The sequence below is a fragment of the Teichococcus globiformis genome (assembly GCF_042646265.1).
GTDB classification, from domain to species: domain Bacteria; phylum Pseudomonadota; class Alphaproteobacteria; order Acetobacterales; family Acetobacteraceae; genus Pseudoroseomonas; species Pseudoroseomonas globiformis.
The window spans coordinates 1-24,905 of the sequence record NZ_JBHRTN010000009.1; the positions used below are offsets into that span (position 1 = coordinate 1).

Consider the following 24,905-nt stretch of genomic DNA (forward strand, 5'->3'; position numbering starts at 1 on the left):
ACCAGCGCCCATTCGTCATCAGATACATCAGACGGGTACGGCTTGCGGGCACTCATGTCCAACAGCCTGATCGTTACCAACCCGCTGGTCCATAACAGCCTCTAAAGACATTCGCCCAAAATCATAAATCTGATCGATCTGTTACCGAACTGGGCTCCGTGCGTTAACGCCTGTGATGTTTTACACCTACCTCATCCTGGCGCGATGGAATGCTGAGCTTCTCGTTTTGGCGACGAGATCGGTAAGCGATACCTGGATGCTGCTCGTGCCAACTGCGTTCTGGTCCCGCAGGGCAGCTGCATCGATGAGCCTCGACCTAACAACTTTAGGCCTTGATCGAATGCCCTCTTCCGCGGCCGATCTACGCCTCGCTTATCGCCATGCTGCGAAGAGGGTGCACCCGGACGTTGGCGGAAGTGCAGACGCTTTTCAGGCTGTGTCAGAGGCTTTTCGACGTCTAGCACAGCAGAGTATCTGAGCTATGCGACAGGTTGTGCGCAACAATAGAGCCATCTCAAGTAAGCCAACGTCCATCGGGGCGCAGTGCGATCGGAAGTGCACAAAGGCGCGTTGCATACACCGCAGCCAAGGTCCGAAGGACACCGCTGACCGTCAGATCTGACCCGCAACTAGCGGAAGAAGGCGAGGCCAAGTTCTGCTACGCCGCTGGATACTTCAGAGGAGCTTTGATTAACTGACGTGCAGGCGCTGCCTGATTCACGACAGAAAGCGTGGCCAAGACGTCTCTGAAGAGTTGGCCCACGTCAGCATGGACGTGGTCCCTCACAGGTATGTGACCGATCCGCGGGTGTTTCCCAGCGAAACCTTCGCAGAAAACGCATCAGCCGACCGCGAGAACCTTCGAAGTGGCCAACGAATCCGAAGAGGGCGAGCAAGGGCCCGGTCAGGCTTGACTGGCACGGGCGTCTCGGAAGCTGACCAGTCTGCGTCTATCCTCGCACCACAGGGCGAGCTGAGCACAACGAAGGCTTTCTATGAGCCCAATGCTAGGTGCTTCCCTCAACTCAGGCACCTCCGCAAACACGCTGGCCAACCGATAGTTCGGGATCCGACTACTAAGATGATGGATGTGGTGGTATCCGATGTTACCGGTGAGCCAATGCATCCATCTTGGCAGGCGGTAATACGAGCAGCCGGATAATGCGGCATCTACGAACGACCATTCCATATGTCGCTCCCAGTAAGTTCCCTCAAACTGATGCTGAACATAGAACAGCCACACGCCAACCGTGCTGGCGGCCATGACGGCTGGAAGCCAGACCGTAGCGACAGCCACCGGTCCCAAGAACCAGGCCAACCCGCAGAAAAATGCCATAAGCGCTGCATTGTGCAGAAGGATGCTACCCACCATGCGGCCACGCTGGACTTTCCCTAGTCCTATAGGCAACCGGTAACGCAGCAGAAATTGCCACGCCGGTCCGAAACCGAGAAGGACGACAGGATGCCGATAAAGCCGGTATTGGAGCTTTGCTCGCCAGCCTGAGCCATTATACTCGCGCACCGTTAACGTATCGACGTCGCCGGAGCCTCGACGGTCGAGATCACCTGACGTGGCGTGGTGCTTGTTGTGGTCACGGCGCCAGTATCCATAAGGTGTTAGCGTGAACAGCGACAGCACACGCCCTGTCCAGTCACAGGCCGTCGTATTGCGAAAGAAGGACCGGTGTCCGCAGTCGTGTTGGATCACGAACAGGCGAACGATGAGCAAACCAGCCAGGAATGAGAATGGCAGACTCGCCATTCCGTAGAAGGCGTGGGCGACGTGGCCGGCGGTGACGCTGGCCACGAACAACGTCAAACTAAGGACGAGTTGCCCAATGCTGCGGCGGTGGTCTGCACCCATATAAGGTGCAAGCCGCTGGCTCCACTGCGCGGCGGTGGATTGCATAGGCGGGTTCCGACAGAGGTTCATGCTTTAACCACCAAGCCCATCTGTTGTTGCCCCTGAGCCCCGGAACAAGGTCAGATTCGATATAGCTGTTGTGATGACATGCCGAGAGGTGTCGCCAAAGCCATCTGCTCCGGAGCGCAAGGCGGAGATCCAGCAAACTCCGTTCTGTGCCTCACTCTTGCATGCTGCACCAGGAGCCGATGACGAGGTGTCAGCATTGGCGTTATCCGTGCAAGCCGCAGACGTCCAGCGCTGGTACAATGCTCCCATCGACAACGGTTCCTAGCATGTGCTCAACAACCATTTCAGTCACTACGGCTGTCTGGCGTGTTTACTGCATCCTCAAAGGTTCATCCGGGTCGCTGAGGCATCCAATCGGACCTGAATCTATGCTTCACGCCTGGTTTAGGTGAGACTGTCCAGAGATCATGCTGCGGACTGGAGGGTTGGAGGAGTGACCACACCGGCGCAGCGCTGATGCTCGACTCCTTGCCTTCCGGACGTGACCGGATCGGTGCTCGGCTATAACAGCAACGGCTTCATCCGGTCCCCCTTTGGCCGGCGGCATCAAGCCGTGGATCGCGTGACCTTCGATCCGGGAGCAGCACAAACTGCGGCACTGCATCGGAGATCCATTGAGCATATCCGGTGACGCATCCCGCTTCGCCATGCGTTACGACCGCCACATCCATGCCTTCTCCGCCTCTGCTTCGTAAAGGCAGTGCTTTTCTACATCAGCTGCCGCTGAATGTTGGTCAGCGGCGCCCCTCGGTCGACAGGCTCAGATCACCAGAAGAGTGCGGCACCGCCCGAGGTGCCGCAAGTTAAGGGAGGACATCATGAACCTATGCGGATGCCGGGGCCGACGCACCCGATGATGTTTAGCGTGCGTAGTGCAGATGGTCGTTAAACTGGATTTCGTTCCGAGCTAACCATCAGCCTTTATCCCTTGTACCACATACTTTGCCGCCAGAAGGTTCTTGTTGCTTACACAGCAAACTGCGCCCCGGCGATGCTTCACATCCGCGGCATACCGAAAGATTTCTTACGGCTAACGAACAAAGATTGATCTGGATTAGCGGCATCTCAGCCGAGGGTGAGCGAGGGTGTCGCCATGAACAGCGCCTTCCCCTCAGACGCGAGCTTCTTCTGCTGCCTGGACGGAGTCTGGCAACTGATCCCGCATCCATCCTCTCCAGGAGCAATCTCAACCGTGGCACCACGCGATGCCCATCAGGCAGAAGCCTACATCGCCACGCTCGAAGGCCTCAACCAGACCCTGCGGCTTGAAGCTCAGAGATCGGCGGATCAAGCGCAGTTCCGTCTGGCCGAGGTGGAACACCGGTTGAAGAACACCTTTTCTACTATCGCCGCGTTGGCGAAGCAGTCTGCTCGGCGTGGCGACACCGGAGAAGCATTTCGCGAGTGCTTTGAAGCCCGGTTGCTTGCCCTGGCCCGGTCGCATGAGCTTCTAGGTCCGCACCATCCCGACGGAGTGCCATTGACCGAGGTGGTAGGGCGATGTTTGCAGCCTTATGATGATGCCCTCGCGCGGACTTCTGTGATCGGGCCGACAGTACATCTGTCGCCGCGTCACGTGCCTGCGCTGGGTCTTGCCTTCCACGAACTGACCACCAATGCTGTCAAATACGGGGCGTTATCAATTCCTGAGGGACGGGTTGCTGTGGAATGGCAGTTCGAGCAACCGGCTAAGGATGAAGCACCCGCCGTCGCAATTATTTGGCAGGAGCGCAATGGGCCGACTGTTGAAGCACCAGAGCGCCGCGGCTTTGGCTCGCACCTTCTGGAGTTCGGATTGGCTTACGAGCTTGGCGGCACCGCGCAACTCGAGTTTGCGCCGCATGGGGTGAATTGTCGTATTCGGATGCCGCTCACCGCCGACAGATAGTCCGATCTGAAGTGGCCTGGTACGAACTGCCCGCAGGAACTTCCTAATGGTGGAAAGCATGAACGGTGTTCCGAAGCCATGCATAGGGTTCAGGAAAGCTTGCTGCTAGCATCGTCTCAGGCCTTATCTGGCGAAGAAGCGTTGGCGTGAAGGGCTGATGATCGAGCCTCTACTCCATGATCTTGGAAAGTCACGACCTTGGCTTGCCAGATGGCATCATAGAGGGTCTAGGGTTTAGGTGGCGCACCTCTACAACGATGAACGGCGTTGCACGCTCCTGATTTCACCCAATGCGCCTTGTTGGATGCGTCGCATCATCCAACAAGCGTATGCAGTGGTGCAGAGTTCCGCACATCCTCGAGGTGAAGAGGCTTCGTGTCCTCCTGGCTCAGCCCGCAGCGTCATTGGCCAAAGCGCTTGACGATCCTATGGCAGACGCTGATCAGCCCCTGCCTGACCACTGGGTGAGCATTACCATGGTGCTGCACACTCATGGTTTTGCTGATCGTCCCTCCAAAGCATTGAAGTAGCGGACGATCTCGGCCGATGCTCCGCCGAGATGAAGGTAACTGCTGTTGAAGCCCGCTATCGACTGAAGTCTGTCGACGTTCAGCAGGCTGAGCATCTTCTGACTGATCGAGATGAGGCCCTGCTCTCGAAAGCCCTTAAGGACTCGGTTGACGTGTACCGGCGTCAGCCCGAGCGTGTCACCCAGCTCTGTCTGCGTTAGTGGCAACTTGAACACGTCGCCGAAAGTCAGTCCCACCGCGGCGTGCCGCCACAACAACTCACAGAGCAGATACGCAACTCGGCCCCGTGCGTCGCGACGACCGAGTGAGACAATCCGCTCTCGCAGCATTGCTTCCTCCTGCAGGGAGCTCCACCACAAGGCGGCGGAAATCCTTGGATGGGTTCCGAACAATCCCATGATGCTCTCACGGGAAATAGGTGCCACTCGCACGGGCGTAATCGTGCCGATAGAGTGGTCCATCTCCTTGAGCAGAAAGACGTGCATGTCGCACAGATCGCCCGGAATCAGGAAGGTCATGATCTGCCGTCCGCCATCGGGTAGGTCGCGATAGCGCATTGCGATGCCTTCCTTGAGCAGAAAGACGGATCGCGGCACCGCGCCTTCGGCTGCGATGTCGACGTCGATGGCAAACTGTTCTTCCGGTTGGGCCAGATCATCCAAGATCTGCCGGTCGGAGACCGACAGCGGAACGAAGTTGGACAGCTTGCGGATCAAAGGATTGCTGCTGAGAGGACCATCGGCCTGATGCGAGTCGGAGTTCTGGGCAGCAGGCACCATACGCTGTTTCCTTTGGACGAAGATGCTTTGCGGACGGCGAGTGGGCTTACCGAAGTGCCGCAGGAGGTACCATGTTACACAATTTACAACAGCAGGTCACGCAAGGCATCGCACACTCAGAAGGAACACGGTCTCTTTTGCCAGCGTCACGCATCAGGCGCCGGTTCGCTGGCTGAGGCTGCAGCGATGCTCAGGGCGACGATCCGGAGTAGGCCGATCGATGCCACGCTGACCACAACATCTTCAGTCCGGCCCGCGACCTCCTGTTTGACTTCGACGATGCCAGCAAGCGCTTGCGTCAACTGTTCCTTGGCGATGATGCCGTTCTCGACCAGGAGAAGGGCAAGCGCCTCGCACAGCATGAAAGCAGCTTGGCCGTGAGGATCAGGGGTGAAGGTCATCCAGCAGCATAGCGCTGTGGCACCCTGAAAGGGGCGAACGTAGATCAGTATCCGCGAATCTCATGCAACAGAGCCAAGTATCTGAATCAGCGACATCGCCCGAGGTGCTGGGAATGCAGGGAGCAACCAATGGGGTTGCGGAGGCCATGGGAACGTCGCATCGCATGCTGGGCGGTCATCTAAGCCGATGCACCGCATCGTGTTGCTGAGCCTGAAGGTTCTTCAAGGAATGGAACAGCAAAAGTTCAACGGCAGTGGTTCTCCCACGGTGCAGCTACAACTTTCTATGAACTCAGAACAAACCCTAATATGGATTAGCGGCATCTCCTCCAATGGCAAGCGACATTGCCCTCATGAGCAGCGCCTTATCCTTGGATGCCAACCTCTTTCGCTACACGGACGGAAGAGGGCGCGAGATGCCCAGTCCTTCCTCGCCGGAGGTGATCTAGGATGCGCGGCATCGGCAGCAGTGGAGCCCGGAGCGCATAGCGGCTGGACCGCAGCCACTGGAGGAGGATGTGATCGATGCCCTAGTGGCCTACTCCGCGTGTTTTGATCATGGCTCTGGTGCCAACACCGTTCTGGACGGATGCAGGCGCTGCACGGGCTGGGCCCGAGGGCGAGCAGGCGGTGTTGGATCGAGTGGAGCGGACCATGAGCCAGCCTGACGGCAGCGCCTTTCCGCGAATGACGCCATTGATGCGGGCCTTGCAGGCTTACCGCGCTCGCTTCGGTGAAGCCGCCACACTCGTCAACGTCCCGAGGCAGCGCCAAGCCGAGTATGCGGAGCTACTATGCGCGAAGACGCGTGAGGGCCGTCCGCTGGCGGAAGAGGACGTTCTGCACTGGCTAAGGCAAAGCCCAGGTCCGGTGGGGGGCGGTGGTGATGCCGCACCAACCGGCCGGGACGGCCCTCGCAAACCCTTTGGTTCTCGGCCCTGGACCTTGCGGCTCGTGCAGGAGGCCGGCCCGCTCGTGCTGCGCTTGCGGCGGGAAGGCGCTACCTACGACGCCATTGCCGCCGAGTTGACCCGGCGGGGCGTGCCGTCCCCGGGCTGGCGACCCTGGGTCAAGCAGACGGCCACAAACCTGGTCCGCGCGGCTGAGCGGCATCTCGGGAGCTAGGCTGCGCGATCTGCAAGGATGGAGGTCGACCAGGACTAGGAGCAAGCCGGCATTCGTGCCTTGCTGCTGCACGAAACGGCCGCTCTCGTACAGCAGTCCGTATGAGGGGTGCGGTTTGACTGGTCCTGGCATCAGGTCTACCGACCCCTTGGAGGGAGCAGTCGCGCTCATGGCGAGCCTCGAAGGCTCTATCCGGCGCAGCGGCAAGACTGCTGCACGGCCTGGATGAGGAGAAACGACCGTGAGCTCGCACATTGACTACTTCGTCTCGCTGAACTCGCCCTGGACCCATTTGGGAGCTGCACGGCTGGAAGCGATGGTGACACGTCACGGTGCTACGTTGAGGATCTATCCCGTAGCATTCAGCACCATCTTTTCCGCCTCGGGCGGACTGCCGCTCCCCAAAAGATCACCCCAGCGCCAAGCCTACCGGCTGCAGGAGCTGGCCCGGTGGCGCGACCACCTGGGCATCTCCATCCACCTTCGGCCTCGCTTCTTTCCGTCCGATGAGGGGCTCGCCGCCCGGTGCGTCATTGCCGCACGCGAGACCATCGGAGATGGTCCGGCCGTCGCCCTGGCGCACCGCGTGCTGAGAGCCCTCTGGGAGGAGGAGCGCGACCCTGGCGAACGGGAGGTTCTCGCAACGCTCATTGGTGAGGTCGGTCTCAGCGCCACGTCCTTGCTGGCGCTGGCTGCACAGGAGCGATGGGCAGAGCAGCGAGTGCTCGACACACAGTCGGCGCTTGCCCGGGGCGTCTTCGGCGCACCAAGTTACGTTATTGGCGAAGACATCTTTTGGGGGCAGGACCGGCTGGAGTTCCTGGAGCGCCGATTGAGCGAAGTGGGTAAGGTCCGCACCAGAGCTGATGCAGAACCCCGGTAACGTTTTGCACTTCCCGCATGTGCCTGACCGTGCAGCATCTTCCACAGCGATGATCGTAAGAACGCGATGGTGAGGATGTAGTGGGTCGGGCTCTCCCTTGTCAGAATAGAGCGTCTCGGCATCGATGTGGCAGAGAAGGCCTGCGAACCAGCTCCCAGTCGCCGCGGTTGCCCATGTTGCCAGCGAGGTTTTTGCCAGCGGCGGTCCTACAGTTTCCGACACCCGGTCCGACGCGGATTATCTACGCTGCTACCATCCGCTGTGGATGACGCGCCTGGTCAGCCGATTGTGCAATCCGTAGCAATCCGATCCAGCACGGGCATGATCTCGTCCGGCAGTTGTAGATCAGCCGCCGCAAGATTCTCGCGAAGATGGGCAAGCGAAGAGGTGCCGGGGATCAGCAGGATGTTGGGTGAGCGACGCACCAGCCAGGCCAGCGCCACCTGCATCGGCGTGGCGCCCAGGTACTGTGCCGCGGCAGACAGCGCCGAGGATTGCAACGGATTGAAGCCGCCCAGCGGGAAGAAGGGCACATAGGCGATGCCCCGCCGCGCCAGTTCGTCGATCAGCGCGTCGTCGCCGCGATGCACCAGGTTGTACTGGTTCTGCACGCAGACAATGTCGCAGATACTCCGGCCCTGCGCGACCTGAGCGGCGGTGACGTTGCTGAGGCCGATATGGCGCAGCTTGCCTTGGCGCTGCAGTTCGGCGAGCGCAGTCAGTGGCGCCTCGATGGAGCCTTCGGCCGGGCCATGCACGTCGAACATGACACGAAGATTGACCACCTCCAGTATGTCCAGGCCAAGATTGCGCAGATTGCTCTCCACCGCCTGGGCCAGCTCCGCCGCGCCGATGGCCGGCAGCCAAGCGGCCTTGTCGTCCCGCATGGCGCCGATCTTGGTCACCAGGGCAAGGTTGTCAGGGTAGGGCGAGAGCGCCTCCCGGATCAGCTGGTTTGTGACGTGCGGGCCATAGAAATCGCTGGTGTCGATGTGGTTCACCCCCGGCTGCGACGGCCTCGTGCAGCACGGCCAACCCCGCGTGACGGTCGCGGGGCGGGCCGAAGACGCCGGGGCCGGCGAGTTGCATGGCGCCATATCCAAGGCGGTTCACCTCGCGGCTTCCCAGGCGGAAGGTACCGGCGCGATCGATGCGGGTCATGATGGTTCTCCTGTGGAACGAAGCCGATCTAGCGCTTGGGTCGTATCGCGATAATCGGGCACAATCTTCACGGGCTGTGCGGGATGGCGGACAGTGGTGGCGGATCTGAACGACCTGAACGCCTTTCTTGCCGTGGCAAGGACGGGCGGCTTCCGTGACGCGGCGCGGAGGCTGGGCGCCAGCCCCTCGGGCGTCAGCGATGCGGTGCGCCGGCTTGAGACGAGGCTCGGTGTCCGCCTGTTGAACCGGACCACCCGCAGTGCGGTGCCGACTGAGGCCGGGGCGCGGCTGCTTGAACGGATCGCACCTGCGCTGGGCGAGGTGGAGGCGGCCCTCGACGTAATGAACCTGTTCCGCGACCGGCCGGCGGGCACGCTGCGGCTGAACGTGCCGGTCAGTGCGGCGCGGCTGGTGCTGCCGCGCATCGTGCCGGCCTTCCTGGCTGCCTATCCAGAGATCCAGCTGGAGGTCACAGCCGAGGATAGCTTCGTCGACCTGGTGGGTGCCGGCTGCGATGCCGGCATCCGCTACGATGAGCGGCTGGAGCAGGACATGATCGCCGTGCCGATCGGACCCCGGGTGCAGCGCTACGCCCTGGCTGCTTCGCCGGCCTATTTGTGCCGCCATGGTCGACCAGAGCACCCGCGCGAGTTGCTCGGCCATGCCTGTCTGAAGGGTCGTTTCAGCAGCGGCGCGATGATGATCTGGGAGTTCGAGCACGACGGTGAAGCGGTGCGGGTGGAGCCCAGAGGGCCCCTGCTGGTAGGAATCGGAGCCGCCACCGACTTGGCGGTGGAGGCGGCCGTGGCAGGTACAGGGATCATCTACCTTTTTGAGGACTGGCTCCGGCCCTACCTCGACGAAGGCAAGCTGGAGCCGATCCTGGAACCGTGGTGGCAGGCCTTTTCCGGCCCCTTCCTCTATTATCCCGGGCGGCGGCTGGTGCCGGCGCCGCTCCGGGCCTTTATCGACTTCGTTCGGCAGACGAAAACTTAGCCGATACTGGCGACGTGCGGTGTTGTGGGCCCGCAGCGCGGCATGATCTGGCCTTTTCAGATCCCCGGTTACCAAGACGAAAAGCACGTTGTTCGACAGCCGCACGTCGCAGGGCCAATGATCCTGCCGAGCTGGCCCGCGATTGGCTCCGAAAGGGGTATCGTCAATGCAAGCATCAGGAAGTACAGGGTCCCGAGGCTGGGCATCCCGTGGCCGCAGAAGGGGGCGATCTTTAAGTGAAGTTCGTACAGCGACGGCGGTGACGTGTTTCTCTGCCGAACCATGCAGTGAAGGAAGCGATCTTCAACTGCCCTCCCTGATCCGCCACTACAAATTTGCCGTGCAGCCTGTGAAGTGCGGAGCGACATCGGCCGTCAATATGCTCACGGGCTGCAAACCCTCTCCCTTACGAAGGTGAGGATTATCTTCAGTGTCGTGCCGCGATCCAGCCTGTGACACGAGCACCGGCAAATTAGGCTGATTCCCTTGATAGCTCTTGTTGCTTTGACGATCTGAGCGCCTAGTGGCTGCGCAGTTCCAGATGAAGCAGACTGCGGTTCTCCTAAGGAGACAAAGTTTGACGAAGTGGCTCGCCATGGACATAGCTCCGCGGGATCGAACGGCCATTCTGGTTTGCCTGAATTCAGAAGGTAACGCGAGCTACGCCATTGCTCTTTGGTCTTATGATCGCTGGGTGGCGTGCGCTGATGGTGTCCTGTCTCTTGATCCCGCCAACCCAACTGAGATGCTGGAGCTTCATCCTGATTGCTGGATGATGCTACCGCCGCCGCCGGAGGACCTTGCGGAGGTGACAGGCGGGGCCAGCTCAAGACCCCCATAGCGCTTAGAGAACGGGGGCAATCTATCTGCACAAGAAACGGGGGCAATCTATCTGCACAAGAAGTGTGTGCCGCCGCAGGGCGAAGTCGAACGAGTGCAGCTAGGACGGGGAAGCAGTTCTGGCGCAGGTCGATCTCGGCAGGGGTAGCTGGTAGGGCGGGACGGGGGTGCGCACCTGCCCATCTGACTGCCGCCTGCATCAAATCGCCTGGCGCTTACCTCCGGCAGCATCCCTGTAACCGCGTCGTTGTCGCTGGTGCAGATGTTCCGCCCAAGCGGAAAGCCGCGCCCCCTGCGACCATCGTGAGCGGTTCTCCATCTGTGTGCGCACCTTGCCAATTTCACATGGTCGGCGGCTCGCCTTAGAGGGGGCATGTCAAAGCGCGATAGGCTTCAGCCAATATCGCCCTTCTTCATTTTCATTATCCTGGTTGAAGGAGGCAGAATAACCAGTCTCTATTTAGACATGCCGGTAACGTGGATATTATTCAGGGGTGAGATGGGATAATTACGATAATAGTAAATCAGGATTATGTCAGTGAATTTTAAAACGATGATGCAAAGCAGCCCTGCCAAAGCTATCGAATTGTTTGCCCGTCTGGCAGAAACATCGGATGGTGCGGTGAAAACCAGGGAAAAGCTGTTCTCTGAGCTCAAGGCTGAGCTCGAGGTCCATACCAGCCTCGAGGAACAGCACCTGTTCCCGCTTCTCCGGAAGAACGCTGAGACCAAGCACCTCGTCGCCGACGCCGTCCGTGACAACAAGGAGCTTCGCGCAAAGCTGGCCGAGCTCGAGGCCGCCCCCAAGAACGATCAGGCGTTCTCTGAGAAGCTGGCCGATCTGCAGAAGGCGTTTCGCCAGCATGCCCGCGACGAGAAGAAGGAAATGCTGCCCGCAGTGGAGAGGGCGCTGAGTGAAGAACAGGTGCAGGATGTGACCGAGAAGATGGAAGCTGGCCACGCGGAGGCCGAGCAAGCCAAGCAGGATGAAGCGGAGCAACGTCGTGCAAAGGCAAGGCAGGAGCGGGAAGAGGCTCAATTCCTGACTCGTCAGGCCGAGTTGAGGACCCAGCAGGCGGCCGCTGCGGAGCGAGAGCGGGAAGCTGCTGAACAACGCACCCGCGCCGACGCCGACCGGATCATTGACGCAGCCCTCAAGCCGGTTTCCGTTGCAACGAAGGCCGCTGAAGAGGTGGCGCGTCTACCGGCAGTCCCGCCAGGAGCCGACCTCCGCAAGCGCGCTCAGGCGCAGACCGCCACGCTCACCAACATGTTCATGTGGCCTTGGATGGGTGCCATGCAGGGCACGTCGCAGCCATCCATCTTGACCAATGCGTCACGCGGTCCTTCCGGCATGGAGGAGGTCATTCCGCTCGGCGAGGAGGTTCTGGAGGTCGGCAAGCGGACCGAGAACCGCGGCACCGTGCGGGTCCACCGCTTCGTGGTCGAGACACCTGTTGAGCGGCAGATCAGTCTGCAAAGCGAAAAGGTCGTCGTGGAACGGCGCCGTCCGGTCAGCGACGAGGTGACAGGAGAGATCCTGACGGAGGTGACCGTTGAAGTTGTTGAAACGGAGGAGGTGCCCACGATCGGCAAGCGGATGCGCCTGCGCGAAGAGGTCGTCGTCCGGACTGAGCGGACCCAGCGCGTTGAAACCGTGACAGAAACAGTTCGCCACGATGAGGTCGAGATCGAGCAGGCGGGGAGGAAGCGGACCGCTCGGGCGCCTCGCCCTGTCAGCGCCGCAAGGTAAAGTCCGGAACGTTGACCGCAGTGAGCATGCCTACGCAGGCGACACACGCTGCTGCACCGGTGGAAGAGGCTGGATCGGAACACCGGCCGCGGCGGCCGGCTCGGCAGATTTCCTCGCCTGCGTTGGAAGCAACACTTGCCAGCATCTCCGAGGAAGTGACGATCCAGGCGCAGGAGCGACGCGACCGCGACGCGAAGCTCCGCTAGCGGGGTTCCTCCGGCAGGTTACCGCACTCCGCGAAGCGTCTTGTCGGTGCTATCCTCGCCCTGAACACCAGCATAACTGCCGGGGCGCTCTGGTAGGAACGGCCCACCGGCTCCTCCGCAGGGCGCCCTTCGTTATCAGGTACGGTCCGCGTACGGAGGGACGTCGACCAGAGTTCCGATGAGCCGCAAAAGGGCCTGATGTTCCGGGCCTCTGGCTTCGGTGTTCAGAAATGCGCCAAGCTCGATGTGGGACAAACGCCCACCGGATGGCCCGTTCGGCTGATGAATAATGAATGCGTAGCCATTCTGCGGCTCACGTCCCAGGAACCAGGTGTCACCGTTGGGGCTGCGATAAAGTTCACGTCGTTCAGGCACAAGAACGCCCTCCGCTTTCCCAGAAGCATAGGAGAGAGCGGCCCTCAACGCTAGTCGGGGCAGGCATGAAGCCCTGCGGCAAGCTGTTGGATTGATCGGGCTCCAGCACAGCCGGATGACTTCACCGAAGGCTGTGCCATGGGTCTGTTGCCGGATTGCCTGTAGGCGGAACCGCAGGACAAGGTGCCCGGAATTGCTAGTGGTGAAAGCGTGTCTTCTCCCACCTTGTCACCTCGCGGGATTGGCGTTCCGTGCCGGAGGGCTGAGGACGTCCGTAGAGGCTGCCAAAGTTTGGGGCTGTGCCATGCGGGTTCTGCCTTGAAAGAGGGGCGGATGAACTCACGGATCGCGGCCCTCTCCTGCTGCCTCAGGTGGTCGGTCGAGGCGGTGATCTTCCATTCAATGCGCCATAATCGAGTATCGGCAGCGGCTTTCCTGGTCCTTGCTATGAAGGTCCTGGTTGTGGAACTCGGTGGGGTTTGGCCAAAGGCGGAACGATCACTGATGACATCTCCCTATGGAGAAGCGGACGTCGCACAGAAATTCAGCCCATGTGTGCCGCCCCGGAGCTGCTGCGCAATCAATCGAAAGCATCGCGGAAGTTGAATGATCCGCTAAGGACCAGCTTCCCCTTAGAAGTCATCGCTACCGCACGCGTTCCTTCAATCCGCCGCATCCAGCCTTGCTCGAAGCAGGCGGTGCAAAGCGCTGCACCAAGGGCTCCAGCGATGTGTAGCCGCCGCTCGCTCCAATCCCAGCAAGGACGGCAGAACACCCGACCGCCGCCGCGCCGGGCCGCGCGTGCCGAGATCGCGTCCAGGTCTAACCCCAGCCCCCGCAGAAAGCCCACGCCCTCCTCGGTGAGGACGCCGCCATCCGGCGACAACTCGATTTGGCTGCGTTCAATCATCCGGTCTGCCATGGCGACGGCGATCTGCCCCGCCAGGTGGTCGTAGCAGGTTCGTGCGCGGCGCAGCGCCAAGTCTCTGGGTCCCACCCTGGTCACCTTAGCTCGGCTAACAGCCACAAGGTCGCCAGTGGTCACCGACATGATGCTTTCCAGCATCTGCGCCACGGCGGGCGAGGCCAGCCGATGGTAGCGGTGTCGTCCCTGCCGCTCCATCGCCAGCAGCCCCGCCCCGGTAAGCTGCGCCAAGTGGCCGCTGGTCGTCTGCGCCGTCACTCCGGCAACCTCCGCCAGCTCCTTCGCCGTCAGCGCCCAACCGTTCATCAGCGCCGGCACGGGCAGCCCAGGCCATCCGCCCTCTTCATTGAGCCGAAACAGGGGGGGGGCACTGGGCCCGTGGTTTCGCCTACTCGCCAACCGCCGACACCTGCGGGAGATGGATCCCCACCTTCTGCGGAAGGCCGGCTGAGACCCTCGGGCATACGGCATAAGGCCCGGTTCCGCTGCGGCGTGTCGGTCCGCCCCATGCATGGGGCAGCGGATGCGCGAATGCTTCGGTCCCGCTCGAAGCAAAAGGACGGCCTTCTCGCCTATGGCTGGACGTACTCGACCAGAGGCCAGAACCGATGATCACCTGCTTCATTCGCTACCAGATCGATCCTTTCCGTTCGGACGCATTTGCCGGATACGCGCAGAGATGGGGGCAGGCCATTCCGTGCAGCGGGGCCGATCTTGTCGGCCATTTCGGTCGATATGAAGGGTCGGCCACAACCGCATACGGGGTTTACCATGTCGAGAGTCTGGCGGCTTACGAAGCCTATCGGGCTCGGCTACGCGAAGATCCGCTGGGTCGTGAGAACTACGCCTTTGCCAGGCGCGAGCACTTCATCCGGAAGGAGGACAGGGCTTTCCTGCGCCTCATGTCTGATCCGCACGGTCCACTCGTCGCAGGTGAGCCAGAGCAATGATCGCAGTCATCTTCGAGGTTTGGCCCGCCGAGGATCAGACGCAGGACTATCTCGACCTCGCCGCAGCCTTAAGAGAGGATCTCTCTACCATTGACGGATTCCTCTGCCGGTAGAGCGCTTTCGCAGCCTCGGCGAGCCCGCGAAGCTCCTGCCGTTGTCGTTCTGGAGGGATGAGAAGGCCGTGCGGACGTGGTGAGAGCGCACTGTCCGCCGCGCGATTTAAGCAAAGGGACGTAGTGACATTTTTCGCGACTATCGCCTGCGCGTCGTGGCCGTGAAACGCGATTACGGCTTGAACGATCGGGATCAGGCGGCGGCGGCCAGTCGGGTTGCGCACCTCTGAAACCCGGGTACGAAGGCGGGCGGGAGACCGAAAAACTTCAGCTTGGACATGCGGCATCGGCATGATTCGGATGGCAGTTACCGCGGGGTTAGGAACCTCTGGCTGCGTCCATCATAACCGCGCGCCAAATCTGGGCCGGCAAACCACCACCTGACACGCCCAACATGGGTTTGTTGTCGCTGTTACCAAGCCAGATACCAGCCACGTAATGCTCGGTGAAGCCGATGAACCAAGCATCGCGGTTGCCAGTGGTTGTACCAGTTTTGCCTGCTGCCCAGAATCCAGGATCTGCCGCCTTGCCGGTCCCTCGCTGAACAACACCTGAGAGCATCTGTCGCATGGCATCAGCGTCTCGCGACGCAACGACTTGCTTGATCTCTGAAGTTGGCGGCCGTACGCGCGTCAGTGACTCGGCGCCTGTTGAATCTTGGACCCGCTGCACCGAATAGGGAATGACCATCCTGCCGCGGTTGGCAATGCTGGCAAAAGCCGCCGTCAGATCCACCAGCGTGGCCTCGTATGTACCCAGTGCCAGATCGCCAGCCTCGCCGTCCGCATGATCTCCGATGTTCATTGCCTTGATCAGTTCACGAGTTCGATCACCATGCTGCACGGCCAATCGAACCGCCGCAGTGTTGGATGACTTCTCCAATGCGGCAGCAAGAGGAATCTCATCGAGATATCGATCATCGAAGTTCCTGACGGGGCGACCGCCCAGTGTCAACTCGGCGTCGCTGATCCTCGTGTCAGAGTTGCTGCCTTCCTGAAGCGCGGCCAGATAAACGAACAGCTTGGCGACGGATCCTGGCTGCCTCCTGGCCTGCGTGGCATGATCCCACTCCTTCTCCTTGTAATCATGCCCACCGACAAGCGCCATCACAGCGCCATCGTACCGCATGACGACCGCCGCTCCCTCTTCGATGCGGTTTGTTCGTGCATAGCGGCGCAAAGCTTGCTGTAGGTGCCTCTCAACCACGGCCTGGATGCGCAGATCCAGAGTCGTGGTTATGGTTCTCGTGCCTTGCCATGCAGGGGCGACAGAGTTGGCATTGGCTTCCTTCTCGGCCCAGCGCGCAAACCACCCAATTTGGGTTCCGCGAGGGTAAACACCTCCCCAGGCGGATCGCGAGGGAGCCACATTGAGATCCTCCCGTTTGGCACGATCAGCGGCCTTCCGAGAAAGATAGCCGGCGTCCACCATCTGCTCGATGACTCGGAGGCCCCGATCTCGCGAAACCTCGAGATTGCGATGCGGGTTGTACCGATTTGGCGCAGGGAGTAGCCCGACCATCATGGCGGACTCCAGTATACTCAGATTACGCGCATACTTGTTGAAGTAGACGCGCGCAGCAGCCTCGATGCCGTATGCGTTGCCGCCAAAGAACACCCTGTTGAGGTACACGAACAGGATCTCGTCCTTGCTCAGGTTCAGTTCCAGGATCGGTGCGAGCACTGGCTCTTCCAGCAGCTTCCGCACAATGGGACTGTGTTCCTTGAGGTAGATCTCTTTGATGGCCTGTTGGGTGAGCGTGCTGCCACCTTGGGTGCGGCCGGTCAGCGTTGACCAGACAGCACGGGCCATCGCTCTGGGATCCAGCCCCCAGTGCTCATAGAATCTGCGGTCCTCACTGGCGACCAACGCGCTGATCAGATGCCCGGGAAGTTGGGCAAATGGCACCGGCGGGCCATAGTATGCCCCGCGTGCACCTATAAATTCCCCTCTTGCACTGAGCAGCCGCACACCGTCTTCGCGATTATCAGTGATCAGCCGATCTGCATCGGCAAGCTCCAGTGCTTCAGAGCTGCGAGGAGCTCCGGCCGCCAAGCCGAGCAGGGCAAGGAAACTTCGGCGATCAAGAACGGAGTCAATGGACATGGGTTGGCCGGTGCATCCCTTCTGGTACACCAGGGCCGTTCCAGCAACAGCTAACAAAATGCGGCGCTACGCAAGGGCGAGCATATGATCGGTGGCTGAATGCTTCTTGACGCCCGCTAACAGCCATACTTCAGCCGAGTGAGCCTGTCAGCTGGTTCGACGGGATTGACGCCGTTGAGCGGCCCTACTTGGCACGCCGTGACGGTAAGCGGGCGGTCGCGCATCATGATCCAGACGGCCCTCTGCCTGTCATCGCTCTGGCCACAATCCGCGATGCTGCCCGTCCTGACGTTGATGTCCGGCGCCCAGCGGTGTTGCTCGTGAGCCGTGACCTCTTCGCTAACAGGTGAGTCCACCGGGCCAGATGGACGGGCGGAGATCGCCCTATGCGCTCTCTATCCTTCTTGATCGTTGCTGAGCGCAACTGACCTTGCACATCAAGGATCAGCCCGCAGGCCACCGGATGGTATCAACGCCCACAAGCCCTTCGAAGAGCGGCCTGGCAAAATAGAAGCCCTGCATAAAGCGAACACCCACTGCCCGCAGTGCGTCGACCTCCTCACTCCGCTCGATCCCTTCGGCAACGACCTTGATCCCGACGTCTGTCCCCAAGGCAACCATGCTGGTGATGATCGACAGCCGCATCTTATCGGTGTCGCAATCCTTAACCAGTGCACGGTCTAGCTTGATGATGTCCGGTCGCAGATCGGCAAGCCTCGCAAGGCCGGAATAGCCCGTTGCGAAGTCGTCCAGGGCGATCTTGAAGCCATGACGGCGATACTCTTCAATGATGGAGAGGAGATGCCGTTCATCAGAAATCTGCTCGCCCTCGGTGAACTCGAAGGTCAGACGATCTAAAGGGAATCCGGTTCGCGCAGCCGCGCTTAGGGTTTGACGGATGCAAGCCTTCGGCTGATAGACGGCGTTCGGCAGGAAGTTAATGTTAAGCCGATTGTCCATCTTCAGGCGAGCCGCCAGTTCGATAGCTTTTACCCGACAGGCCTGGTCGAAGGCATAAAGGTTCTGCGCGTCAAGCTGCGCCAGCACTGCCGCCGCGCTTTCGCCGGCCGGTCCCCGCACCAAGGCTTCGTGGGCATCGATCCGATTTTCCCGCAGATCAACGATCGGCTGGAACGCCATTGTAAAAGGGTAAGCAAACTGTTCTTGCTGGCACCCCGGGCAGGCGTTTGGTCGGTTCGACATGACGTACCTGTGCCCGTTCGCGATCTCAGTTCCAGAGGTACATTATGCCTCGTTCCAAAGAGGTCGTGCAACGCCGTGCATGATTATCTGTGCCTTAATCCAACGCTTGCCTGACGTCAGGTGAAGCACATCGGCAGGAGTAAGAAGACCCGTTGCCATAGAAGGCACCCTGCGGCGCACAGAACAGGTGGACCATTCTTGCCCCTGCGCGCTCAGTTGAAGACTCGCAACTGCGGCAAGGATGACGCTCGTCAACACCTTTGCGAGGCGTCTCGACCGCGCAACCGCTCTATTTTCTGAATTTCGATTTCATGGTGCAGAGGAGCGGCAGACCGAACCCAGGAGCGCCGTTCCAATTCGGTAACTGCCTCGTGGCGTTGGAACATGATCGTGCGAATGCGCAGTTTAGTGGCCGGTCAGGCGAAGTGCTGGCATCCTTCCCAGGGATCGGCCGTTTCTCCACCGATCCCATCATGAAAGCTAGCATGGCCGTTTGGCCGGCACAGACGGGCTTGGGTTGCTTCGACCCCAGATGCGTATGGGTAGGAATCTGTTTGCCAATGTTTGGACGACGACCAGCTGCCATCCTCGTCCTGTTGCTGCAGGGACCGGTCATGATGCCACTGCTGCCGACGACCCTGGCGACGTCGGCCATCGTCCTTGCTGGCACCACTTCCGCGGAGGCGCGGCCGCGATCGAGCGGTGGGTATTCCCGTCCAGGCGGTTCCTACCGCACGCCTTCGGTCGGAGGCGCCAGTCGGTCTTACCGGCCACGCACACCATCGTCCGGCGGTTACGCCCTGCCGAGGTCCAGTGGCCCCGCAACACCCTATAGCAGCGGAGCCTCGGCTGGTGACCGCGGCTACAGCCGCTCTCAGGCCGCGGATGCGCTGCGCCGGATGCGTGAAAGCCAGCTTCCTACCCCGGTTCCCTCCGCGCAGCAGCGACTGCCTGCACCCGGGCCCCAGCGTCCGCTTCCGCCCGCGGGTGGTGGATACAGATACCCCGGCGGCATGGCTCCAACCGGCAGCTCCGGCGGCTGGTACCGGGACCGGGGCTGGTCCGTGCCAGGCTCTGTTCTGAGCGGACCTCGCTCCTTCGGAATGTGGGACGCGGCCTTCTTGTGGTTCATGCTCAGCTCCTTGAACCAACCAGGCCACTCAGACTTCTTCCGCAATCATCGCGACGACCCGGGTTATCGCGAATGGCGCCAAGAAGCTGAGCGGCAAGCCACGGGCGATGCCGAGATCCGCCGCCAGCTGGATGAACTGGATCGTCGCGTCGCCGAGGGCGCGAACCAGCCTCGTGATCCAAATTACCTGCCCCCTGGTGTCCCGGCCGAAGTGGCAACAGGCCGCGAAATCCCGTCGCCGGCCGACCGCCGTACACCCAGCACGACCCCAGAGGAGGGGGGCGGCAGTCCTGCTTCGGTGTTCGGCGTTGTCCTGCTGGGTGGTGCGGCAATAACCGTATTGGCTTGGCGTCGCTCAAGATCAAACGGACAGCCGGCAAGTGGAGGCGGAGGAAGGCGTGTGGGATCACGAACGGCAATCGAAAGCGCCGCGGGAATGCTTCGCCACAAGATGTCGGGCAAAGAGTATGCTCCATCGCGCTTTCGGGTCGGCATGACTATGACGCTGGACCCGACGCCCTTCCTCCTGGCGGCCGGTGCCACGCACGTTACTCAGCCAGCAGGCATTGGCGGGCGGGTGAGCGTGGAGGAGGTCGGCCGGATCGGGGGGGATGCCGCTGGCGGATTGGTGCGCCTTTACTTGCCAGGCGACCGCGCGATGCTCCAGCTCCACCTCGGTCCAGGGAACGAGCCGGATGAGTGCCGCTACTTCGCACCGCTCGACGAGGTGACCCCTGCCGATGAGGCGGAATGGGGCGTATGGCTCGATCCCGTGGAAGGAATGATAGGTTGGTCAGAATTTCAGACCCGTGACGGAAAGGTCTATGCCCGAATCTGGTCCCCTGGCCCGGCACGGGTTCAGCCGAGGGCTCTGCAGGAGGAGGTGGAGGGCGCCGGCGGAGGCCGCACTGTCCACCACCAGGCCATGCTTTACGGCGCTCCGACCAACCTCGATGTTCCGGCGCCCCAGACCGAGTACATCCTCGTCTCGGCGGTGGAAGATGCGGGGCAGGCCTGGGTCGAGATCCGTGCCGGCCTTGACGTGAATCCTGCCTCGCTGTCGCTGGCCTGACCGTTCATGGTCGGCGGCGCCGGACCCTACAACGAAGGACGAAGCGACAGCCATGGACGTGATCCTCGAAGCACTTCAGGCCGGGCTGCCCGTGCTGGCCATCCAATTCGCGCTTACGCTCGCGCTTCTGGCTCTGGGGGTTGCGGTTTACATGCTCCTCACGCCGTTCCATGAGGTACGCTTGATCCGTGAAGGCAATGCCGCGGCGGGGATCGTGTTGGCGGGTACGCTGATCGCCCTGGCCCTACCGCTGGCGGCGACATTGGCGACCAGTCGGCTGACTCTGGACATACTGATCTGGGGACTGGTGGCGCTTGTCCTGCAACTTCTCGCATTTTTTGCTGCTACGGCGGTGATCCGTGGCCTGCGCGACATGATCGAGGGCGGCAACGTCGCCGCGGCATGGATGCTTGCGGGTATCCAGATCGCCGTGGCTTTGCTCAATGCCGGCGCCATGGCCGGCTGACTTCAGGCTACCGAACAGGAGAATGCCATGCTCGCTTTTATTCGCAACATGGTCGGTGTGAAGACCGATCAGGCCATCAACAATGCCGTCGAGGCTATTGTCCGCTGGGATCCGCAATCCGCCACGGAAGCCGAGCTTCGGACCATGGAGCAGCATCTCGACGGGCTCGGCCTTCAGGTGGCCGAGGCCCGTCAGTCTTTCGAACGCGAGAAGCGCGAGGCTGATACGATCCAGGCCCTGTCGCAGCAGCGCCTCGCCGCTGCCGAGCAGTTGCAGGGCCGTGCAGAAACAGAAACTGATCCGGCAAAGAAGGCCGAGCTGGAACGCTCCCTCGGCACGCTCCTGACCATGCTGGAGGAGATGGCGACTGAAGTCGAGCGTGAGAAGCAGGACGCCGCCGATGCGCAGGATTTCCTGAACACGCTACAGCAGACCTATGAGCAGGCCGGCACCAAGCTGAAGACGGCCCGGGCCGAACTGTCGCGCGCGCAGCGGGATATGGGCCGTGCCGACATGCAGCGCGAGGCGGCGGAGCGGCGTGCAGAGGCCGCACGGCAGGCGGCCGGCCTTTCGAGTGCCACCACCGGGTTGAGCGTGGCACTAAAAGCCATGCAGGATGCCGCTGCGCGAGACCTGGCACAAGCGGAGGCTGCCAACGCGAAGGCCAAGCTGCTCACGCCCACACAGCCAGAGCAGGAAGACCCGAACATCGCTGCGGCCTTGCATGCCGCCGCAGGTCGGGCACCAGTGCCGACGGCGCTCAAGGACCGCTTGGCGGCGATACGGCAGAAGCAGAGCTGATGGATGGTTCAGCGTCATGTCCCACATCCCTTCCTGATGTTCTGCAGGCGGGCTGCGTTGCTGCTCGTCTTTCGGGCCGAAGCAGGCCCAGCGCCGTTGACGGTGATGCATCACTAGCCACCTGGGGCAGTGAGGCTGGCGCCTCGTAGTTGGCGCTCCAGCCCAGCGCCGATGCATAGTGCTGCAGGTCGCGGAGCATAGCATCGGCCGCAGCTGCAGGGGGCGGCTCCCGAGCGATATGATGCTGTGGCAGGCTACGACGGCACAATCCAGCCAATAAGGCCGAAACTGACAAGGTGCAGTGATCCTGTGCCCGGCATGAGGAGCTTGCTCTGCAGGCCTTGGGATTCAGCATTCAGGGCATAGCCGCATCCGACCCTCTGTGATCTCAACCTGTGGGAGAACACATCCCTGGATCGAAGTCGGTGATACCACGGTGCTCCGCTGGAGGCTGGCCGTTGAGACTGCCAATTTTAGCCTCGACGTGGAGGAGCCCACCATTGCGACAAGCAAGCAATTCGATACGTCATGATTGGCGTTACGGACAACGGACTGGGCATGTGGACCGGGGTAGAAGCGCGTGACTGAGACCAAGCCTTCATAATCCAGCTTGCGCGCGAGGGAGCCGGCTTCGCTTCTCCACCACCTACGGGGTTCGACGCCTGCTGTGGAGGAGCCCACGGATCGCTGGTGAAGGGATACATCGCTACATTTCTCCGGCTCCTTAAGGTGCTCGTTTCTGGCTGTCGTCCATCTTGCCGCCGCCGTCAGCGAGCAGTTACGAGGCCCGCTTTAAGATCCCTGGAGCCTCATTCGTCTTCGAGATGCGGCTATTTCCGTGATCGAACGGCGTGTTAAGACCCGAGAGGACCGAATACTGACCAGCCGGTCCGCATCGATAGCATCTCCAATGCGCGCACACCGAGAATGGAGTTGCCATGACTGTCAAGGTTCGGTGACCAGACTGCAATCGATGCCTGTTCCGGGGCGATGGCCAGGATGCCGCCGCCGACACCGCTCTTGGCAGGCAGGCCGACGCGGACGGCGAAGTCCCCGGACCCGTCATAGTGGCCACATGTCATCATCAGCGCGAGAACGCTCCTTATACGCTGCGCCCGCTTCATCTCGCTGTCGACGTCTGGGTCCAGACGTGTCCGGGTCAAGAACCGTCCGGCAAGCGCCAGACCGGCGCAGTCGACCGAAATCGCACACTGTTTGCTGTATGCATCCATGACGTGTTTGATGGATGAATGAAGATTGCCATGATGCTTCATGAAGCTGAGCATCGCCTGATTGAGGTGGCCATCCTCATTAAGCACCGCATCGTCAAGCGACGTGGCTCGCCCGGCCAGTTGCTCACGGACGAAATCAACGACCAAGTTGCCGTCCGGATGCGCCGCTACCAGCATGTCGACAACAACCAGCGCACCCGCATTGATGAACGGATTGCGCGGTACACCGAGCGTCCTTTCGAGATCGATTACCGAATTGAAGGGATCTCCCGATGGCTCACGGCCAACCCGCTCGAACACCCGGTCTCCAAGTTGCCGAAGTGCAAGATCGAGAGCCAGGACCTTCGAGATGCTTTGGATCGGGAAGGCGATATCGGCGGCACCGGTCGTTAGGATGGCATCAGCGGTGGCCACGGCCATACCAAATGGGCCCGGCTCTGACGTTTCTTCCTTGGCTTTTGCTGCTGCCTCGATCTCGGCCGCACTGGCCTCGATCTCGTCGCTGATGTCGCTGATGATATGCTGCAGGTCCATTGCGTTGGAACAGGCGGCTCGGCCGTCGGGTTTCTGCTGCACCACTGGTTCCTAGACAGCCATCTGCTCGCATGGATGAGGAAGGGCGGCTGAACCAGCGGGACCACGGAGCAGCAGCCCCACTGTTCAGTTCCAGAACCCTGCCAGGAGCCTGCGGAGCTACCGACTTGGCGCCCCAGTTGCACCCTGACCTTCAGGCGTGGCACGCAGGCGGGCCACTTCAGCTTCCAGCGAAGAGAGCGCCTGGCGTCGCTCATTGACTTGCTGCTCCAATCCAGCCGCTTCGGCACGAAGCCGCTCCAGCCCACCGCCTGCCGTTGCAACATCTGCCTCCAGCGTCGTGGCACGACCTTCCAGGGCCCGGACACGGGCGGTCGCTTCCTCGACACTGCGGACCGCCTCGGCGCTGCGGGCCGCTGCAGCTTCGGCTTCCGCACGGCGGGCAGCCAGCGCGGTCTCAGCGGCACTTCCCGCGTCGCGCAACGATGTTAACCGCTGCTCCGCCTCGCCCAGCGCCTGCTGTCGGCCGGCCAGTGCCGCTTCGGCCTCACTGACCTGCGTGCGCAGCACAGTCGCGCGCTCCTCAGCCTCTGTGGTACGGCGCGCTGCCTCAGCGACGCCCTGCTCCGCTGCGGCCAAGCGAGTGTTCACCTCGTCCAGGCGTGCCTCCGCTTGGGCTATGGCGTTTTGGCGCGCCACAAGATCGGCCTCGGCGGCCAGGATCGTTTGACGAAGTGACTGCGTCCGGTTCTCGGCGCCCGCCATGGCCGCCTGCTGCGCCGTCAGGGCTTCCTGTGTCCGGCCGGTGTCCGCGATGAGATCCGCAAGCCGCCGCTGCGCAGCCTCTGCTCCGGCTGAAAGGTCAGCCACGCGGCTCTCGGCCTGCTGCGCCGCGTTCGCGGCCGTCTCCTGCTGCGCAGCGAGCTGCGCCAGAGCCGCCTGGCGTTGCGTTGTCGCAGCCTCGGCCGCCGTTGCTTCCTGGCGCAACTGCGCGACGCTGGCTTGCGCGGCACCTGCCGCACCTGTGAGGTCAGCCAACTGCTTCTCGGCGGCGGTGATCTGCGGACCAAGCTCGGCAAAGCGGGCCTCCAGCCGTGAGATGCCCTCTGCGAGTTCGCGGTTCCGCGTCTCGGCCGCCGCGGCTGCCGTACGGCTTGCCTCGACCTGTTTGTTTAATGCGGCAAGATCACCGGCGACCTGCCGCTCCTGCGCCAGGCTGCTTTCCAACGCTGCCACCCGGGTAGTCTGGACGCGATTAATCTCCTCGGCGGTTTCCAGGCTCCCGCCGCGCGACAAGGCGAGCCACCAGCCCAGTATCAGCAGGATCAGCAGCGCCCCGACAGCGCCAATGACCGGCCAGGATAGTCCGAAAAGGCCCGGTGGGCTTCCGGCGGTGGGCGAGCTGCCGCTTCCGCCGCGCTGCACGTTTGCCATCATCATGTCCCCCGAAGACGCTGTGTGCGGTACATAGGCTCTTGTGGAGATTGGCACAGGGAAGGTT

General features: G+C 61.6%; 18 protein-coding genes. 9 read left to right on the top strand and 9 right to left on the bottom strand.

Annotated elements, in window-relative coordinates; all coding sequences use genetic code 11:
• Positions 1–904: 904 nt before the first annotated feature.
• On the bottom strand, positions 905–1,909 hold the full coding sequence (locus tag ACFOD4_RS10065; protein WP_379596087.1) for a fatty acid desaturase: 1,005 nt from the start codon (positions 1,907–1,909) through the stop codon (positions 905–907).
• 1,117 nt (positions 1,910–3,026) lie between these two features.
• On the opposite strand from ACFOD4_RS10065, the gene ACFOD4_RS10070 reads away from it, so the two are divergent.
• The gene (locus ACFOD4_RS10070; protein ID WP_379596089.1) at positions 3,027–3,821 is read left to right on the top strand and encodes a sensor histidine kinase; all 795 of its coding nucleotides are present in this window, start codon (positions 3,027–3,029) and stop codon (positions 3,819–3,821) included.
• 490 nt (positions 3,822–4,311) lie between these two features.
• Here the strand turns inward: ACFOD4_RS10070 and ACFOD4_RS10075 are convergent, their stop codons facing one another.
• Both ACFOD4_RS10075 and ACFOD4_RS10080 read right to left on the bottom strand, forming a co-directional pair.
• Positions 4,312–5,130: a Crp/Fnr family transcriptional regulator gene (locus ACFOD4_RS10075; protein WP_379596091.1), complete on the bottom strand. Its 819-nt coding sequence runs from the start codon at positions 5,128–5,130 to the stop codon at positions 4,312–4,314.
• Positions 5,131–5,276: 146 nt separating this feature from the next.
• Complete coding sequence (locus ACFOD4_RS10080) at positions 5,277–5,531, bottom strand: hypothetical protein (RefSeq protein ID WP_379596093.1); 255 nt, start codon at positions 5,529–5,531, stop codon at positions 5,277–5,279.
• A 654-nt stretch (positions 5,532–6,185) separates the two neighbouring features.
• On the opposite strand from ACFOD4_RS10080, the gene ACFOD4_RS10085 reads away from it, so the two are divergent.
• Together ACFOD4_RS10085 and ACFOD4_RS10090 are read left to right on the top strand one after the other, a co-directional pair.
• Positions 6,186–6,656 carry a hypothetical protein gene (locus ACFOD4_RS10085; protein ID WP_379596094.1) on the top strand — a complete coding sequence of 157 codons (471 nt, stop codon included), beginning with the start codon at positions 6,186–6,188 and terminating at the stop codon, positions 6,654–6,656.
• A gap of 241 nt (positions 6,657–6,897) precedes the next feature.
• On the top strand, positions 6,898–7,539 hold the full coding sequence (locus ACFOD4_RS10090; RefSeq protein ID WP_379596096.1) for a 2-hydroxychromene-2-carboxylate isomerase: 642 nt from the start codon (positions 6,898–6,900) through the stop codon (positions 7,537–7,539).
• 278 nt (positions 7,540–7,817) lie between these two features.
• On the opposite strand, the gene ACFOD4_RS10095 is transcribed toward ACFOD4_RS10090, so the two are convergent.
• Entirely contained in the window at positions 7,818–8,540 is a 723-nt protein-coding gene (locus tag ACFOD4_RS10095) for an oxidoreductase (RefSeq protein ID WP_379596098.1), read from the bottom strand.
• Positions 8,541–8,796: 256 nt separating this feature from the next.
• Here ACFOD4_RS10095 and ACFOD4_RS10100 point away from each other — a divergent pair, with 256 nt between their 5' ends.
• Both ACFOD4_RS10100 and ACFOD4_RS10105 read left to right on the top strand, forming a co-directional pair.
• Positions 8,797–9,696, top strand: coding sequence for a LysR family transcriptional regulator (locus ACFOD4_RS10100; RefSeq protein ID WP_456316883.1), 900 nt, complete (start codon positions 8,797–8,799; stop codon positions 9,694–9,696).
• Between the two features lie 1,378 nt (positions 9,697–11,074).
• A complete protein-coding gene (locus tag ACFOD4_RS10105; RefSeq protein WP_379596100.1) occupies positions 11,075–12,289 on the top strand; it encodes a DUF2382 domain-containing protein in 1,215 nt (404 codons plus the stop codon).
• 1,161 nt (positions 12,290–13,450) lie between these two features.
• Here ACFOD4_RS10105 and ACFOD4_RS10110 read toward each other — a convergent pair.
• Positions 13,451–14,113: an ArsR/SmtB family transcription factor gene (locus tag ACFOD4_RS10110; protein ID WP_379596102.1), complete on the bottom strand. Its 663-nt coding sequence runs from the start codon at positions 14,111–14,113 to the stop codon at positions 13,451–13,453.
• 290 nt (positions 14,114–14,403) lie between these two features.
• Here ACFOD4_RS10110 and ACFOD4_RS10115 point away from each other — a divergent pair, with 290 nt between their 5' ends.
• The gene (locus ACFOD4_RS10115) at positions 14,404–14,745 is read left to right on the top strand and encodes an NIPSNAP family protein (protein ID WP_379596104.1); all 342 of its coding nucleotides are present in this window, start codon (positions 14,404–14,406) and stop codon (positions 14,743–14,745) included.
• Between the two features lie 431 nt (positions 14,746–15,176).
• On the opposite strand, the gene ACFOD4_RS10120 is transcribed toward ACFOD4_RS10115, so the two are convergent.
• Together ACFOD4_RS10120 and ACFOD4_RS10125 are read right to left on the bottom strand one after the other, a co-directional pair.
• Positions 15,177–16,964: a transglycosylase domain-containing protein gene (locus ACFOD4_RS10120; protein ID WP_379596106.1), complete on the bottom strand. Its 1,788-nt coding sequence runs from the start codon at positions 16,962–16,964 to the stop codon at positions 15,177–15,179.
• A 444-nt stretch (positions 16,965–17,408) separates the two neighbouring features.
• Positions 17,409–18,167, bottom strand: a complete 759-nt coding sequence (locus tag ACFOD4_RS10125; protein WP_379596108.1) for an EAL domain-containing protein — start codon at positions 18,165–18,167, stop codon at positions 17,409–17,411.
• A 1,583-nt stretch (positions 18,168–19,750) separates the two neighbouring features.
• Between ACFOD4_RS10125 and ACFOD4_RS10130 the strand changes: the two genes are divergently transcribed.
• From ACFOD4_RS10130 to ACFOD4_RS10140, 3 genes are read left to right on the top strand one after another with little or no spacing between them, the layout of a single operon-like run.
• Entirely contained in the window at positions 19,751–20,371 is a 621-nt protein-coding gene (locus ACFOD4_RS10130; protein ID WP_379596109.1) for a DUF2491 family protein, read from the top strand.
• A gap of 52 nt (positions 20,372–20,423) precedes the next feature.
• A complete protein-coding gene (locus tag ACFOD4_RS10135; protein WP_379596110.1) occupies positions 20,424–20,837 on the top strand; it encodes a DUF350 domain-containing protein in 414 nt (137 codons plus the stop codon).
• 27 nt (positions 20,838–20,864) lie between these two features.
• The gene (locus ACFOD4_RS10140; protein ID WP_379596111.1) at positions 20,865–21,638 is read left to right on the top strand and encodes a hypothetical protein; all 774 of its coding nucleotides are present in this window, start codon (positions 20,865–20,867) and stop codon (positions 21,636–21,638) included.
• Between the two features lie 854 nt (positions 21,639–22,492).
• Here ACFOD4_RS10140 and glsA read toward each other — a convergent pair.
• Together glsA and ACFOD4_RS10150 are read right to left on the bottom strand one after the other, a co-directional pair.
• Positions 22,493–23,446, bottom strand: coding sequence for a glutaminase A (gene glsA / locus ACFOD4_RS10145; RefSeq protein WP_379596112.1), 954 nt, complete (start codon positions 23,444–23,446; stop codon positions 22,493–22,495).
• 117 nt (positions 23,447–23,563) lie between these two features.
• Positions 23,564–24,838 (bottom strand): coiled-coil domain-containing protein, encoded by a 1,275-nt coding sequence (locus tag ACFOD4_RS10150; protein ID WP_379596113.1) that lies wholly within the window; start codon positions 24,836–24,838, stop codon positions 23,564–23,566.
• Between the last annotated feature and the right edge of the window lie 67 nt (positions 24,839–24,905).

Excerpts from the sequence above, each read along its gene's own strand:
- ACFOD4_RS10075 (WP_379596091.1), bottom strand. The coding sequence starts at position 5,130 with ATGGTGCCTGCTGCCCAGAACTCCGACTCGCATCAGGCCGATGGTCCT.
- ACFOD4_RS10135 (WP_379596110.1), top strand. The coding sequence starts at position 20,424 with ATGGACGTGATCCTCGAAGCACTTCAGGCCGGGCTGCCCGTGCTGGCC.
- ACFOD4_RS10125 (WP_379596108.1), bottom strand. The coding sequence starts at position 18,167 with ATGTCGAACCGACCAAACGCCTGCCCGGGGTGCCAGCAAGAACAGTTT.
- ACFOD4_RS10070 (WP_379596089.1), top strand. The coding sequence starts at position 3,027 with ATGAACAGCGCCTTCCCCTCAGACGCGAGCTTCTTCTGCTGCCTGGAC.
- ACFOD4_RS10130 (WP_379596109.1), top strand. The coding sequence starts at position 19,751 with ATGTCGGGCAAAGAGTATGCTCCATCGCGCTTTCGGGTCGGCATGACT.
- ACFOD4_RS10150 (WP_379596113.1), bottom strand. The coding sequence starts at position 24,838 with ATGGCAAACGTGCAGCGCGGCGGAAGCGGCAGCTCGCCCACCGCCGGA.
- ACFOD4_RS10115 (WP_379596104.1), top strand. The coding sequence starts at position 14,404 with ATGATCACCTGCTTCATTCGCTACCAGATCGATCCTTTCCGTTCGGAC.
- ACFOD4_RS10085 (WP_379596094.1), top strand. The coding sequence starts at position 6,186 with ATGAGCCAGCCTGACGGCAGCGCCTTTCCGCGAATGACGCCATTGATG.
- ACFOD4_RS10120 (WP_379596106.1), bottom strand. The coding sequence starts at position 16,964 with ATGTCCATTGACTCCGTTCTTGATCGCCGAAGTTTCCTTGCCCTGCTC.
- ACFOD4_RS10080 (WP_379596093.1), bottom strand. The coding sequence starts at position 5,531 with ATGACCTTCACCCCTGATCCTCACGGCCAAGCTGCTTTCATGCTGTGC.
- ACFOD4_RS10140 (WP_379596111.1), top strand. The coding sequence starts at position 20,865 with ATGCTCGCTTTTATTCGCAACATGGTCGGTGTGAAGACCGATCAGGCC.
- ACFOD4_RS10065 (WP_379596087.1), bottom strand. The coding sequence starts at position 1,909 with ATGCAATCCACCGCCGCGCAGTGGAGCCAGCGGCTTGCACCTTATATG.